This is a genomic window from Mucilaginibacter sp. 22184 (assembly GCF_052045695.1).
In the GTDB taxonomy this organism is placed as follows: domain Bacteria; phylum Bacteroidota; class Bacteroidia; order Sphingobacteriales; family Sphingobacteriaceae; genus Mucilaginibacter.
In genome coordinates, this window is sequence record NZ_JBQEPI010000001.1 from 65,401 (window position 1) to 79,708 (window position 14,308).

11 protein-coding genes are annotated in these 14,308 nt (G+C 43.0%); 6 read left to right on the forward strand and 5 right to left on the reverse strand.

The genetic code is table 11. From position 1 onward, the window contains the following. Positions 1 to 98 precede the first annotated feature (98 nt). Together ACTJKG_RS00265 and ACTJKG_RS00270 are read right to left on the reverse strand one after the other, a co-directional pair. Positions 99 to 290 (reverse strand): hypothetical protein, encoded by a 192-nt coding sequence (locus ACTJKG_RS00265; RefSeq protein WP_172337634.1) that lies wholly within the window; start codon positions 288 to 290, stop codon positions 99 to 101. Positions 291 to 645: 355 nt separating this feature from the next. Further along, the gene (locus ACTJKG_RS00270) at positions 646 to 3,114 is read right to left on the reverse strand and encodes a PIG-L family deacetylase (RefSeq protein WP_172337635.1); all 2,469 of its coding nucleotides are present in this window, start codon (positions 3,112 to 3,114) and stop codon (positions 646 to 648) included. A 252-nt stretch (positions 3,115 to 3,366) separates the two neighbouring features. Here ACTJKG_RS00270 and ACTJKG_RS00275 point away from each other — a divergent pair, with 252 nt between their 5' ends. The 4 genes from ACTJKG_RS00275 to ACTJKG_RS00290 all read left to right on the forward strand — a co-directional run bounded on the left by ACTJKG_RS00275 (position 3,367) and on the right by ACTJKG_RS00290 (position 8,206). Next, entirely contained in the window at positions 3,367 to 4,011 is a 645-nt protein-coding gene (locus tag ACTJKG_RS00275) for a TetR/AcrR family transcriptional regulator (protein WP_172337636.1), read from the forward strand. A 68-nt stretch (positions 4,012 to 4,079) separates the two neighbouring features. Next, entirely contained in the window at positions 4,080 to 5,456 is a 1,377-nt protein-coding gene (locus tag ACTJKG_RS00280; RefSeq protein ID WP_253952313.1) for a TolC family protein, read from the forward strand. 26 nt (positions 5,457 to 5,482) lie between these two features. Continuing rightward, a complete protein-coding gene (locus tag ACTJKG_RS00285) occupies positions 5,483 to 6,544 on the forward strand; it encodes an HlyD family secretion protein (RefSeq protein ID WP_172337637.1) in 1,062 nt (353 codons plus the stop codon). A gap of 114 nt (positions 6,545 to 6,658) precedes the next feature. Beyond that, on the forward strand, positions 6,659 to 8,206 hold the full coding sequence (locus tag ACTJKG_RS00290; RefSeq protein WP_172337638.1) for a DHA2 family efflux MFS transporter permease subunit: 1,548 nt from the start codon (positions 6,659 to 6,661) through the stop codon (positions 8,204 to 8,206). A 264-nt stretch (positions 8,207 to 8,470) separates the two neighbouring features. Here the strand turns inward: ACTJKG_RS00290 and ACTJKG_RS00295 are convergent, their stop codons facing one another. Continuing rightward, a complete protein-coding gene (locus tag ACTJKG_RS00295) occupies positions 8,471 to 9,055 on the reverse strand; it encodes a carboxymuconolactone decarboxylase family protein (protein ID WP_440738026.1) in 585 nt (194 codons plus the stop codon). Positions 9,056 to 9,196: 141 nt separating this feature from the next. Further along, the gene (locus ACTJKG_RS00300; RefSeq protein WP_172337640.1) at positions 9,197 to 9,742 is read right to left on the reverse strand and encodes a peroxiredoxin; all 546 of its coding nucleotides are present in this window, start codon (positions 9,740 to 9,742) and stop codon (positions 9,197 to 9,199) included. 189 nt (positions 9,743 to 9,931) lie between these two features. On the opposite strand from ACTJKG_RS00300, the gene ACTJKG_RS00305 reads away from it, so the two are divergent. Beyond that, positions 9,932 to 11,851 carry a WG repeat-containing protein gene (locus ACTJKG_RS00305; protein ID WP_440738027.1) on the forward strand — a complete coding sequence of 640 codons (1,920 nt, stop codon included), beginning with the start codon at positions 9,932 to 9,934 and terminating at the stop codon, positions 11,849 to 11,851. Then, positions 11,848 to 12,480, forward strand: a complete 633-nt coding sequence (locus ACTJKG_RS00310; protein WP_172337642.1) for a DUF2306 domain-containing protein — start codon at positions 11,848 to 11,850, stop codon at positions 12,478 to 12,480. Before ACTJKG_RS00305 ends, ACTJKG_RS00310 begins: the two co-directional genes overlap by 4 nt. A 114-nt stretch (positions 12,481 to 12,594) precedes the next feature. Here the strand turns inward: ACTJKG_RS00310 and ACTJKG_RS00315 are convergent, their stop codons facing one another. Continuing rightward, complete coding sequence (locus ACTJKG_RS00315; RefSeq protein ID WP_172337643.1) at positions 12,595 to 14,217, reverse strand: NADP-dependent glyceraldehyde-3-phosphate dehydrogenase; 1,623 nt, start codon at positions 14,215 to 14,217, stop codon at positions 12,595 to 12,597. Positions 14,218 to 14,308 lie beyond the last annotated feature (91 nt).

The window sequence follows — 14,308 nt, forward strand, 5'->3', positions numbered from 1 at the left end:
TTGTAATGAGCCAAAATACTAAAATTAAAAAAACCAGCCACACGACTACAATGCCGTAAAACTGGTTCCAATTTTTTATAAAAGAGGGCAGATCAGGATCAGGCCTTTTCACCACGGCCTTTAACCAATACAGTTAAAAAGAAACCGGCGGTTAATAAGCCCAAAACACCACCAACGGCTATCCAGGTAAATCCTTTATCAATTATAGCTCCTGTAAAAAGCCCGGAAACTAAGCCAACAAGATAAAATACAAAATCAAGGCTTTTTTCTTCTTCTTTGTGTTGTTCCATATTACTGTTATTATAACGTTTGCAAAAATAGATGATTAATTGATTTTTTCAACATTTTATTTAATGGTGATTTACAATTGTTACGCATAGCTGCTTATTGAAGACTTACGAAGTTTTTGAAACTTCGTAAGTCTTATCTGTCTGCTGTCGCGGGCTTCCAGTCTGTGGTAACTATGGTTTCAGCTTTCAGCTGAAAATATAAGCTGAAAGCTTATAACATGCGCCCCACGAGATACGCTGCGCTAATCTCGCGGGAGCAAAAGAGGTGTCATGCTGAGCCTGTCGAAGCATGGCGGGCAGGCCTCTGCGCCCGAGTCTTCGACAAGCTCAGACTGACAGCCCCCTCTTTTTCTTATTACAACGACTGCCCCTTCGGCTTACTCAATAAATTGATGAACAAGCGATAAGCTCCCGGTACACCGGCAGGTAATTCCCTGAAAAAGGCCAGCGAGGTGTATACAAAACGTCCTTTACCATAATCGCCTACTATTAACGATCCGTTATTGGGCTGCTCGCCTTTATCGTTCATCTGTAAAACGGTTTTATATTGTGAGTCGATATCGCTTACAAAATATAGCCCCCGCTCCTGGATCCAGCCTTTAAAATCGTCCTGGGTAATTTTGTTGGGATAGTTGAGCACCGGGTTTTGTTTGTCTAATATGGTTACTTCGGCATTTTCGTCGGTAACCCTTTCGTTTACCACCCGGAAAGGATATGGACCTATTTGTTTTATTACCAGACCCGCGTTATTATTGTATTGTACCAATAAATTACCCCCGTTTTTAACATAATCCATCAGGCGGCTTTGCTCATAGCGCAGGCGCTCATTCACATTATAAGCGCGTACCCCGGTAATGATGGCATCATATACAGAAAGATCGGCATTCATGATCTCATTTTCCGAAAGCAGGTGTACATCATAGCCTACCTGGCGCAGGGCCTCGGGCATCAGATCGCCGGCTCCTGTAATGTAAGCCAGTTTTTTACCCGCGATTTTCAGGTCGAGGTTTACCAGCCTGGTTTCGGCGGGTGGGAACAGCGTAATAGCCGGCACATGATCATACCGGATGCGGCGCAGAGCCAGCGAAAAAGTTTTCCCGTTTACCGTTACCACAGCCTGTAAATTATTAACGCGGGGTTTATTATCTGTTGGAGCGATGGAAAAAGTCACCGTCCATTCATCGTTTTTATTTTTCCCGGTAAACTCAATTTTTTTGGGGTCGATCTTCCAGCCTTCAATAGGTTTTAAGCTGATGTTACCACTGGCAGCGGTAAAGCTTTTTAATTTGATTTGAACCTGCTGTTCCTGCTGCGAGTTAAAAATATAATCCTGGTTTTCGATATTGGCGGTAACCGGCGGGGTTATTTCCAACGGCTGGTATACTTCGCCTCTCACCGGGTCGACATATTTATATAGCAATCTGCGCTCAAAACGCACCGGCTTACCTTCTATAATAAATTCAAAATCAACTTTGGGCAAATCGGGGTTTTCGGGATTGCCTGCCAGTGTTTCGTCAGCTAAATTATAAGCACCTAAACTGTGAGGTGTTTCCAACCAGTAAGGCTGTGTCAGTTTATCGGCAGTACCGCTTTGCTCAAATGTTTGTTGCTGATTGGCCGGGATCACCTGGCTGTTGAGGTTGGAAACATTGTTTTGAAATGCGATGCTATTGATCTTTACGCGGTTGCTATAACGGTCAACCACCTGGGCGCGTACCTGTATCTGATCGCCAAGAGCATAAGTTGGTTCGGTGGCGTAAGCTTCAAACCACAAGCCAGAGCAGGCGGCAATCAGTTCGCTTAGTTCTTTTGTTTTTTGGGTGCGCCAGTATATATCAGAGATCTTTTCCACCTTGCTCAACAATTGCACCAAAGCGGGAACTGATTTTTCAGGGGCCTCCGGATTAAAATCACGGTTAACAATACCTATACCGGCGCCGATAGCCTCGCCATCCTTCACCCGTTTCCAGGTAGTATTTACGCCATCCATCAGATCGTTCTGCGGGGCATCACCCAAAATGGTCTTGAAATATTCATAAAACTCACCACGCTGCTTAGCTGAGCCAAAACCCTGTGTTTTATGGTTGCTGCGGCTTTCGGCAGCAAGTTCGCCATACCCCTTACCTAAAATGGGGTTATAAACACCTACATTGATCTTAAACTGATCGCTTGCCGTGGTATTTACACTGCCAAAACTAAAAGTGTTCCAAAGCAGGCGTTTGGCTTGCCAGGGCTGTACGTATTTTAATTGTTCGGGATAACGCTTAGGATCGGCGGCGGCGGCGAATGCTTCCTGAGCCAATATAGCCGATGAGGTATGATGACCATGGCCACCTTCGCCGGTGGTTGGAAAACGGCAGATCATCACATCAGGCCTGAATTTGCGGATCACCCAAACCATATCGCCCAGCACCTTATCCTTATCCCATATTTTCAGCGTCTCTTCGGGACCTTTAGAAAAACCAAAATCATTGGCCCGGGTAAAAAACTGTTCGGCGCCATCCACACGGCGGGCGGCCAGTAACTCCTGCGTGCGGATCAATCCCAAAAGTTCACTTTGTTCATTTCCAATGAGATTTTGGCCTCCATCGCCCCTTGTGCAGGAAAGATAACCCGTACGGTAATGTTTTTCCTGGGCCAGGTAAGCCAGCAAGCGGGTGTTCTCATCATCGGGATGAGCGGCTATATACAGCACGCTGCCCAGTGTATTGAGCTTTTTGAAATTTTGCTGTATGGCAGCCAGATCTGCCGGCGGCGAAGTTTGTGCTGATACTATGCTGGTGGAAAGGTATAAAAAGATGGTAATGAGGTTTATCCGCTTCATGCTGGCAAATATATTTGAAAGATGGAAATTTATTATCTTTATATCAATAATATAACATTGCATCAATATGGAATGCATTATATTTCAAAAGGATAAGGGACAATCCATAATAGCTGCAATAACCTAAAATTTCGGCTGATTAGTAAAACAAATCTGTCATTCATGAGTAATCTTAATCAAGTGATTAGCTTTTTGGCCAAGATTACTATGCTTTAATCAATCGTTTGATTAATTTTGTGCCGTTAAAAGAAAATGGACAAAGATAAGATAGATAAAAAAGACCACATCCTGGACGTAGCCGAGCGCGTGTTTTCAGAGATGGGTTTTGACGGCTCTTCCACCCGCATGATCTCGGGCGAAGCCGGCGTGAACATGGCCATGCTCAATTATTATTTTGGTTCAAAAGAAGGTTTATTCCTGGCAGTTATTGAACGTAAGATCACTTCGTTTCAAAATATACTGCAAATTTTAGGTAACGACGAAAGCATCAGCTCCTGGGCAAAAATAGAATCATACATTGATATCTATGGCGAACGGGTAGTGAACCATAACTGCTTCCAGAAATTACTTTACCAGGAACTCACCATGAACCGCCGCACTGAGCTTGCCGAAACGATACGCAACATGTTGATGAAAAGCGTATCCGAACTGTTCAGGATAATACAGGAAGGAATAGATAATGGTGAATTTCGTAAAGATACCGACATGCAAATGGTTGTATCTACGCTTTACGGAACCAAAAACTTCATTTTAAATACCCCGCTAATGTCATCAACCATGCTGGGGTACGATATACAGGACGAAAAAGTGCTGGAGGAACAATTTAAGCCCCGTATTAAAAAATATTTAAAAACCCTCTTAAAAGCGTACTTAGTTAATGAAACCATCATGAGCTAAAGCTCACCAACCGAATGTATAAAACGGCTCATGATAGCTTCATTACCTTTAAAAAACAAATTGCTCCAATGAAAATGACAACTCTAAATAAAAAACCCAAGCACCTATCACTGTTTAATGCAGTGCACCCCTTCTGCCTGTATGCTGTTACGTTTGTAATAACAGCTACGCTATTTGTGGGAACCGCAAACGCGCAGGACAGAACCATCACCCTGGATGAGGCTATAAAACTTGGTCTGGATAACAGCAAGACTTTAAAGCTTTCACAATCAAAAATTGACCAGGCCGTTTCTGAATACAATCAGGCTAAAGACCAATCGTTGCCAACCGGTAAAATAAGCTATGGCTACACCCATGCCGAGATTCCGGCCAACAGGCTGGCTTTAGGTCCCGAAAGCTTTAACTTACCAAACAGAGCTGACGCTTACCTGGGTATACTGACCTTGAATCAAACCATTTTTGAAGGCAATAAGTTGAAGTATGCCCGCCAGTCGACCGATCTGTTAACCCAGGTTGCCCGTTTGGATGTGGTGAACGATAAAGATCAGATCACTTATGACATTATCAGCTCTTACTACAGCTTGTATAAAGTACTGCAAAGCAAAAAGGTAGTTGCCCAGAACTTAACCACCGTTGACGCCCAGATAAAACAAGCGCAAAGGTTTTTTGAGCAGGGACTGGTAACTAAAAATGATGTACTGCGTTTTCAACTGCAACGATCAAACATTGAGATTAACGGTGTTGATCTGGAAACTAATCGCCGCATTGTTAACTACAATTTGAACGTGCTGTTAGGGTTACCAGAAGGCACACAGCTCAACATTGATCAGATAACCGAAGCCGACAGGCAGATTGCTCCATTCAGCAATTACCTGGATACCGCTATGAGCAACAGGCCCGAACTGCAACAATTTGATCTGCGTACCAAAGTAGCCGAAACAAACATTAAAAGCATCAAAGGTAATACGTTGCCTACACTGGCAGCCTCTGTTGCAGGCTATTATGTAGATGCCAATATCAACCCTATACCTAAAAGCGGCAACTACATTACACCGCTAACAGGTGGTTTAACCCTGTCATGGAGCTTTAGTTCATTATGGACCAACAAAAACAAGGTTACCGAAGCCAAGATACAGCGCGAACAATCTGTTATCAACAAAAACATCATGGTTGACCGTATCAAGGATGAAGTGAACCAGGATTACCAGAACTATACTTCGGCTTTAAACAAGATTAAACTTTTACAGGTAGCTATTGAGCAGGCCGGTGAAAACAATAAAATACTGGAATCGAAATATAAGAGCAATATATCATCAGCTACAGACCGTGCCGATGCCGAAACATTGCTTTATCAGGCACAGATAAACCTGGAACTGGCTAAAGCCGATGCAGGTTTGGCTTACTATACCTTATTAAAATCAACTGGAAAAATTAACAAACAATAATACTAAACCAATCAATACTATATACAATGGCAAAGGAACAAGAAACACAGGAACAAGCACCAAAAAAGAAACCGAATAAAGTTATTCCGATTATATTAGGCGTATTACTTATTGGCGGTATCATTTTCGGTATCAAAGAATATATATATTTCGGTAAACACATCGATACTGATGATGCGCAGATCGACGGCGATATCAGCCCGGTTGTTACCCGCGTTGGTGGTTATGTAGATTCGATATATTTTGAAGAAAACACCCACGTAAACGCCAACCAGGTACTGGTTAAAATAGATGACCGCGACTATAAAGTTAAACTGGAGCAGGCACAAGCCGCGCAGGTGGGTGCAAGCGCAGGCATTAACGTAAATCAATCACAGATCTATGCTAACGAGGCCAACTCGTCAAGTGCAAGGGCAGAAGTTGCTTCAAATGTTGCCAAGTTAGAGAAAGTGCAAAAAGATTACGTGCGTTATGCCAACCTGGTAAAAGATGGTTCTGTAACCCAGCAACAATTTGATCAGGTTAAATCTGATCTGGATGTGGCTAAAGCTAACCTGCGTGCTTCACAAGATCAGTACAAAGCAGCCCAGGAACAAATTGGCACCACACGCAGCCAGTTAAAGGTTACCAATACCGGCGTAAATCAAAGACAGGTTGATATTGATTTTGCTAAACTGCAGTTAACCTATACCACTATTAAAGCGCCTGCAGGGGGACTGGTATCTAAAAAAAGCATTCAATTGGGTCAATTGGTGCAGGCTGGGCAAACATTGTTTTCGATCATTAACGATAACAGCCTTTACATTACCGCCAACTTTAAAGAAACTCAGCTTACTGATATGAAAAGCGGCCAGAAAGTTGACATTGAAGTTGATGCTTTCCCGGATATGAAACTGGAAGGTGAAGTTTACAATTTTTCGCCTGCTACAGGTGCCAAATTCTCTTTACTGCCACCAGATAACGCTACCGGTAACTTTGTAAAAGTTGTACAACGTGTACCTGTTAAAATCAAAATAAAAGGTACAAAAGAACAAATAGAGAAATTACGCCCGGGTATGAGCGTAAATGTATCTGTAATTAAAGGATAATCGAGGGTTTGGGATTTCGGGTTTAGGATTTCGGATTTATTATTCTGTTAATTCTTTAATTCTGTAAATTCTGATTCTGATCCAAAGTTTAGGAATTTAGAATTTAATAAAATCATGGCTGAAACAGGCTTTAAAAAATGGATCATCACGATCACGGTAATTACGGCTTCGTTACTGGAGCTGATTGATACCACCATTGTGAATGTAGCGTTGCCCAAGATACAGGGTAACCTTGGCGCGACTCTCGAAGACGTTGCCTGGGTGGTTACCGGTTATGCTGTTGCCAACGTAATTGTACTTCCGATGTCGGGATGGCTCGGCAACCGTTTTGGGCGTAAAAATTATTTTATAACATCAATTATCGTTTTTACCATCGCTTCATTCTTATGCGGTAATGCTACAAGCCTTGGCGAGCTGGTATTGTTTCGGATTATACAAGGTATAGCCGGGGGCGGTTTGATATCAACCTCACAGGCTATCCTTATAGAAACCTGGCCGCGCGAACAAATTGGTACAGCTACAGCTTTATTTGGTTTAGGCGCGGTAGTAGGGCCAACTGTGGGCCCTACCATAGGTGGTTATATAACCGATCACTTAAACTGGAGCTGGATATTTTATGTAAACATCCCGGTAGGTGCCGTAGCCGCGTTTTTTGCTTATACCTTTGTGCGCGAAACCCCTAAGGATGCGAAAGGAAAACCGGTAGACTGGTGGGGCATCCTCTTCCTGGCCATATCTGTGGGTAGTTTACAAACCATCCTGGAAAAAGGTGAAACCGAAGATTGGTTTGCTACAACCTATATTACTGTACTTACCATTACCGCTATATTGGGACTGCTCCTTTTTATATGGCGCGAAATGAGCATAGATTACCCGATAGTAAACTTTGCCATATTAAGGCACCGCAGTTTCGCGGTAGGTATGTTCACCTCTTTCATTCTCGGATTTGGATTGTACGGGTCGGTATTCGTGTTCCCGGTATTTTGTCAGAACCTGCTTGGTTTTACGGCACAACAAACGGGCGAGATCTTGTTTCCGGGCGGGTTATGTACCATTATCATGATGCCGTTCATCGGTAAAATGCTTAATAAAGGTATCCCGGCACAGTTTATGGCTACGGCGGGTATGTTCCTCTTCTTTGTATTTACTACCATGCTCAGCAATTCAACGCTGGCGGTGGGTACAGGCAACTTTTTTATACCATTGGTAATACGTGGCGTAGGTATGGCGCTGTTATTCGTACCGCTAACCACGCTGGCTATTGCCGATCTGAAAGGTGCCGAAGTTGGACAGGGAACCGGCTTAAACAACATGATGCGCCAGTTGGGCGGTTCATTTGGTATTGCTACCCTTACCACTATTATTCACGTTCGGCAGGGGGTGCACCGTAATAATTTGTTAACCAATATTACGACAACCAACCCTGCCTTTACCGAGCGTTTTAATGCTTATTTGCATGGCTTTATGGCCAAGGGACATTCCTTAATAGATGCTACCCGCATGGCTTATGGAGCAATTGAAGGTGCCGTTACCCGGCAGGTATTGCTGTTAACCTATGATGATGCCTACTGGATATCAGGGTTGGTGATGCTATTCTCGATACCGTTACTGTATCTGCAGCCATTCAAAAAAGCTGTTAAAATGCCGGTCGACGCGCATTAATAAAATGATAAAAGCCGTTCCTCTATTACCAGGAACGGCTTTCCCCAAAAAAAATTAACAATTAAAATTTAAGTACTGCCCCCAGTAAACACTTTGCTTTATGAAAAGATTCCGCAGATCCAGGGGGCGTTTAATCTTAGGTATAAATTTAGAAGTTTTTAATTAACAAACGCAAATTTAATTAACCAATTAAGCATAATTTATGAAAAAGGCATGAAATTTTTAAACCTCATGCCTTTTTTTATTAAATCCTGAATTATTCGTTCAAAAAATCACCTTACCGGCAGATGTTACCAATGAGGCGATACGTACCGCGTCAAAAATACGCTCTTCGGTAGTAGATAATTTGATCAGTGAATCCTCATGAGCGTTCACACACATCTCGCAACCATTAACCGCGGATATAGCCAGACTCATTAATTCAAAAAACTCCTTGCCGGTTACCGGCTTCATCATCAGCTGCATGCGGATACGGGCCGGGATCTGCGTATATTTCTCTTTCTGAGTAAAATGCCTGAACCTGTAGAATACATTGTTTGAAGCCAGCAAAGAGGCGCAACCAACGGCTTCTGCTACTTCTGCAGCATCAGCACCTTGTTCCTGGGCATAATTTGTAAAAAACACGGTAAGCGGTGTGTTATTATTATTAACAGCGGTGCTTAAACCCAGCAAGGCACACTCTTTAGTGCTTAAATGAGCCGAGGTAAGGGTGCTCGTAAAATTCAATTTCAGATCGCGCAGGTAACGCGACTCGCCTTTTTCCAATAGGGTAAGGGCTTCTGTTCTGTAGTTTTTATCTACTCCAATACTCTCCAGCAGTTCCTGGATCACTTCGGTACTTTCGTTCATGTCTTTTATGCTTAAAGCTAAAAGCCGAGGGCCTAAAGCTCTGATTAAATGATGGCTGCAAAACAGCTTTCAGCTTGTATAAATGGTATAAAAAATCCCCGCACAAGTTTGCTGTACGGGGACGTATCTTATATATCGGTATTAAACGGTAAGGGTTTCTTGTCCTTTTTCCCAGTTGCAAGGGCAAAGCTCATCTGTTTGCAAGCCGTCAAGTACGCGTAAAACTTCGTTAACGTTACGGCCAACGCTTAAATCATTAACTGATACCCAACGGATGATACCTTGAGGATCGATAATGAAAGTAGCACGGTAGGCAATTTTCTCGGTTGGCTCTAATATACCCAGATCTTCTGCCAATGATTTTGAAGTATCAGCAAGCATCGGGAATTTCAGGTCGCGCAGGTCGTTATGATCACGTCTCCAGGCAGCATGTACAAATTCAGAATCTGTAGAAGCACCAATTAAACGGGTTTCACGATCACGGAACTCGCCATAGTTTTTGTTGAATTCAGCAATTTCTGTTGGGCACACAAAAGTGAAATCTTTTGGCCACCAGAACATTACAGTCCAAACGTTATCGTCATTCACCAGGTACTCAGAAGTTAATGTTTCAAACTCTTTACCTTTTTCAAGACTTACCACAGCGGTTTTAGAAAATTGAGGGAATTTTTGTCCTATCGTTAACATATTAGCTATTTTATTATTATTTATGCAACAAAGATACGCTTTTTAAAGAAAGCTATTAATTCTAAAAATCTATAGCGTATCAATTTTTTCTATATGTACTCCATGTCATATCATGCTATTCTATCCCCCTGACCTTCATCGGTTTTCGACGATTTTTTTCTATTAAAAAAAATACTTTACCTTGGTTGTATGAAAACTAAACCTGTAATCATAGTAGTAGCCGCCGTGGTGATTTTGGTATGCGGCTTCCTGTTTATCCGTAGCAAGTACCTAAGCAAGCCCGAAAAAGGCGAAATAACCCAGTTCTTAAACGCCTTTAACGCGCAGATAAAGGCTGGCAATATTGATTCGGCAAGCCTTTATTTTGAGGCAGATCAAAAAAGTGGCCGGCTGGTAAAAACCCTGCTTAAAGTGCTTACCAATAAAACCAACACCGGCGGTAAAGAAACTCCTATCTTTAAAGTAAGTTTAAATACCGAAGATGCGACAGTTAAATTTGTAAACCCCGAACTGGCCACTGCAAATATCACTGCAAATTTCAATCATGATGCGCTGAAGGCAGAAAAAGCAACCCTTGTATTTACTATTCACAAAACGGGCAGTCATCAATATAAAATAAGCCAGGTAAATGCCACCAATTTTGTAAAAGGCTACATTGCTTTTCAAAACAAGGTGATCAACAAAACCATACCCGAAAAAGATATTTATGACCCTATCACCCTGGCAGCCTTTAAAACAGCCGATCAATTAAAAACCAAATATGATACCGTGTTGTGGTTTGAGCATATAAATGGCAAAACCTATTTCTACGTATCAAAAAGCCCGCTTGAAAAGGAAACTTATTGGGGAGCTGACAATAAAGATGGTAAAGTACCTACCCACCAGATGGCCCTTTTAAATCCTGAGCTTAAGGAGATCATCCCGCCGGAGTACGACCTGATACACAATATCGGAGGTACCGTAGATGGCCTGATAGAGGTTGAAAAAGGCAGTAAAAGAGGCTTTTTTGACTTGACCGGCAAATTGGTAGTACCTGTGGATTATGATCAACTTTATCCCCTGAGCGATGAGGAGAACCTGGCGTTACTCAAAAAGCAGGACGATTATTTTTATCTGAAAAAAGATCTGACTGTAAGCGAAAAGCTAACTGACTTTAAAATAGCCGATGTTTTATCTAAAATAAAGCTCTACGGATCATCTGTTAAACTTTCAGACAAGAGCTCAAAGAACCTCATGGAATATAACAGCAGGGAACGCACCTCCTCTATATTGATACCCCCTTCTTATTTGACCGACTGGCAGATCACCTCCAAATTGATCGACTTCCAAAATCCTTTAAGAAAAGGGGTAAAAAGTATGGATGAGGGCGATGGTGAGGGCAGTTTAAGTTTGGCTATTACCTTTGGCGGAACAAAGCAACCAGGTGATAATTGGTTTGAAAGCGCTTTTTACTCTATTGCAGATGACTACCTGGGCGGGCGGTCAGGTCTGTACACCACCAAGGAAGTGCTTTTGGTTGACAAAAAACAAAACCGCATACTAGGTTTTAATGCAAGCACTTACATGGGCGATGGTGAAGGTGGCGGTGCCTTATCCGGTCCATGTAATGAAAATACATTGAGGGCTATCAACGATTCGTTGTTTGAGTTTAAAACCACATCGCAGCTTTATCAGCCCCTGTTAGACACTACTGAAACCCTGGACGAAGGACCATACTACCATTACCTGCAAATAAAAGATGGTAAACTGGTACCCGCATTTCAAAAGGGCGACCGCATATTTCCAACACAATATGTAAAACTGGATGATTCTTATCTGCAAAACTGTTATGTACTGTCGCACTATACTAACAACCAGTCCACAAGCAGAACCGTTGACCATGTTACCCCGGCCATCTTGCAGCTGATGAAAAATGAGATCTATGCATCGTACCAGTACAAATTTAAAAACCAACGCTGGAACGACGTATTTATGAACAAATTTAACAGGTACGAAAAGGGCAATCTGGCTAACGTTGATGATTCCCTTACCGTTATTGATAAGTACAATATCAGCTTTATCAACAGCAAACTAAACGCGCAAAAAGGCAATACGCTTGCGGCTAAATGAGTATTACCGTGCGCTTATTACGGTATTTTGCTTTCTTCTGGATCGCGGTATTGAGCCTGGGAACTCTTTATCAATATCTTGACTTTAAGCAGGATACAGTCTTTTTAGGTTTTAAGCAGGCGGCCATTAAAACAGGCTGGTATATGCCGGCCTTTTATTGCCACATTTTTGGCAGCAGCATTATTTTGCTGGCCGGCTTTTTCCAGTTTTCAAAAAAGGTGTATAACAACCGTCCCTTGCATAAGGCGCTAGGCAAACTATACGTTTTTGGTGTTTTGTTTTTCGCAGCACCTGGCGCGTATGTCATGACACTATTTATTAACCGGGGCAAGGGCGTATTCGCCTCCTTTTTAATACAAAATACCTTGTGGGTGACTTTTACCTTATCCGCTTTCCTGCTGGTGAAGAACGGCGAGATAGACGACCACGTTAAAATGATGCGCCGTAGTTACGCACTGGCCTTTGCCGCGGTAACGCTGCGCTTTTATATTTGGCTGTTCACCGTTTTAGGCAACGGCGTAAACTTTGAGAACAATTACCTCATTATCGCTTTTTTAAGCTGGGTGCCTAATTTAGTGCTGGTGGAACTGATTAACAAGTATTCTAAGTCTCCTTACGAAATAATATAAAGCCATGTCATTGTGAGCGATAGCGTGGCAACCCCTCGCTTGTTCATTGGATGAGAATAGCTACTAGATTGCTGCGTCGTTCCTCCTCGCAATGACATGGTTCAAATTTGGGCTCTACAGTATAAACTTCGTGCTCAGGAAATTGGAATCGCTGCTGTTCACAATTTCGTTGATGATCTGTTTATTGGTTTCGTTCAGTTTGGTAGCCACCAATGAGCGGATAGAGAATGCCCGTAGCGCGTCAAATACAGAAAGCGTACCCTCGGCACTGTCTTTACGACCGGTAAACGGAAACACATCTGGCCCACGCTGACACTGGCTGTTGATGTTTACCCGGCTCACCAGATTCACAAAAGGATCAATCAACGACGAGATCTCCTGCGCATCGTTACTGAATATACTCACCTGCATACCATGCGGCGAATCGATCTGGTATTCGATCGGTTCTTCTATCGATTCAAACGGGATAACCGGGATAACCGGGCCAAACTGCTCTTCGCGATACAGCTTCATTTTTTCGTTCACCGGGTAAACTATAGCCGGGTAATAGAATGAAGCTACGCTTTCGCCGCCATTTTCATTGATGATTTTCGCGCCATGGGTTATGGCATCGTCCACCATTTCTGTTAATGATTCGGCTTTGTTCAGCTCGGGCATGGGGGTCAGTTTTACGTCCTTATCCCATGGCAGGCCAAATTTTAGTTTGGATACGGCATCGCTGAGTAGTTTCAAAAACTCATCGGCAATATCTTTATGTACAAATATCACTTTGATGGCTGTACAACGCTGTCCGTTAAATGAAAGGGCGCCCAAAACACATTCGCTCACGGCCAGTTGCAAATCGGCATTTTTGGTAACGATAGCCGCGTTTTTCGCATCCAGGCTTAACACCGCCCGTAAACGGTTTATTTTAGGGTGGCGCTTTTTCAGATCGTTGGCCACTTTGCTGGAACCAATAAAGGCCAGTACATTTACCTTACCGGTTTGCATCAAGCCAGGTGTAACCACCGCGCCACGACCATAAACCGTATTCACCACACCCTTAGGAAACGATTCCTGGAAGGCTCTTAACAGTGGGTAATGCAACAGCGTACCATGCTTTGGTGGTTTAAATAAAATGGTATTGCCCATAATAAGGGCGGGGATCAGGGTGGTAAAAGTTTCGTTAAGCGGATAGTTGAACGGCCCCATACACAGCACCACACCCAATGGCGAGCGACGGATCTGGGCTATCAGGCCTTCGGCCATTTCAAAGCGGGATGATTTACGGTCGAGCGCTTTCAGGGCATCAATAGTAGCGTTGATGTATTCGATGGTACGGTCGAACTCTTTTGCTGAGTCGCCATATGATTTACCAATTTCCCACATCAGGAGCTTTACCACCAGGGTGCGCTGCTCAATCATTTTGTAGATGAAACGTTCCATGCATTTGATCCGTCCATCAACACTCATGGTAGGCCATTCGCCGCGACCATTGTCGTAAGCTTTAATGGCTGCCTCCAGGGCGTCGTTAGCTTCGGTTTCGGTACAAACAGGGTAAGTACCTATTAGCTTGCGCTTAAACCCATCCGGGCCGGGAAAACAAACAGGCGAATACACCTCGGTCACAGGCCCGTTCCAGGGCTTCATCTCTCCATCACACAGGTATTCACGCTGATGCACTTCTGATATCTGGAATTCGGCCGGTATCTGGCTTTCCTCCACGAATATCGAACTGATCTGTTCTTGAAAACTCATATTTTAATTGGCGTTTGATTTCTATAAAGGTAAAAAAAGCCCGCTTTTATTAGCAAGACTTTTTATTGCGATATGCATTATTAACAATTTC

Bases quoted from the DNA above. Each gene is read 5' to 3' on its own strand.
- ACTJKG_RS00305 (WP_440738027.1), top strand. From the start codon at position 9,932: ATGAAAACTAAACCTGTAATCATAGTAGTAGCCGCCGTGGTGATTTTG.
- ACTJKG_RS00295 (WP_440738026.1), bottom strand. From the start codon at position 9,055: ATGAACGAAAGTACCGAAGTGATCCAGGAACTGCTGGAGAGTATTGGA.
- ACTJKG_RS00275 (WP_172337636.1), top strand. From the start codon at position 3,367: ATGGACAAAGATAAGATAGATAAAAAAGACCACATCCTGGACGTAGCC.
- ACTJKG_RS00280 (WP_253952313.1), top strand. From the start codon at position 4,080: ATGAAAATGACAACTCTAAATAAAAAACCCAAGCACCTATCACTGTTT.
- ACTJKG_RS00285 (WP_172337637.1), top strand. From the start codon at position 5,483: ATGGCAAAGGAACAAGAAACACAGGAACAAGCACCAAAAAAGAAACCG.
- ACTJKG_RS00270 (WP_172337635.1), bottom strand. From the start codon at position 3,114: ATGAAGCGGATAAACCTCATTACCATCTTTTTATACCTTTCCACCAGC.
- ACTJKG_RS00290 (WP_172337638.1), top strand. From the start codon at position 6,659: ATGGCTGAAACAGGCTTTAAAAAATGGATCATCACGATCACGGTAATT.
- ACTJKG_RS00265 (WP_172337634.1), bottom strand. From the start codon at position 290: ATGGAACAACACAAAGAAGAAGAAAAAAGCCTTGATTTTGTATTTTAT.
- ACTJKG_RS00315 (WP_172337643.1), bottom strand. From the start codon at position 14,217: ATGAGTTTTCAAGAACAGATCAGTTCGATATTCGTGGAGGAAAGCCAG.
- ACTJKG_RS00300 (WP_172337640.1), bottom strand. From the start codon at position 9,742: ATGTTAACGATAGGACAAAAATTCCCTCAATTTTCTAAAACCGCTGTG.
- ACTJKG_RS00310 (WP_172337642.1), top strand. From the start codon at position 11,848: ATGAGTATTACCGTGCGCTTATTACGGTATTTTGCTTTCTTCTGGATC.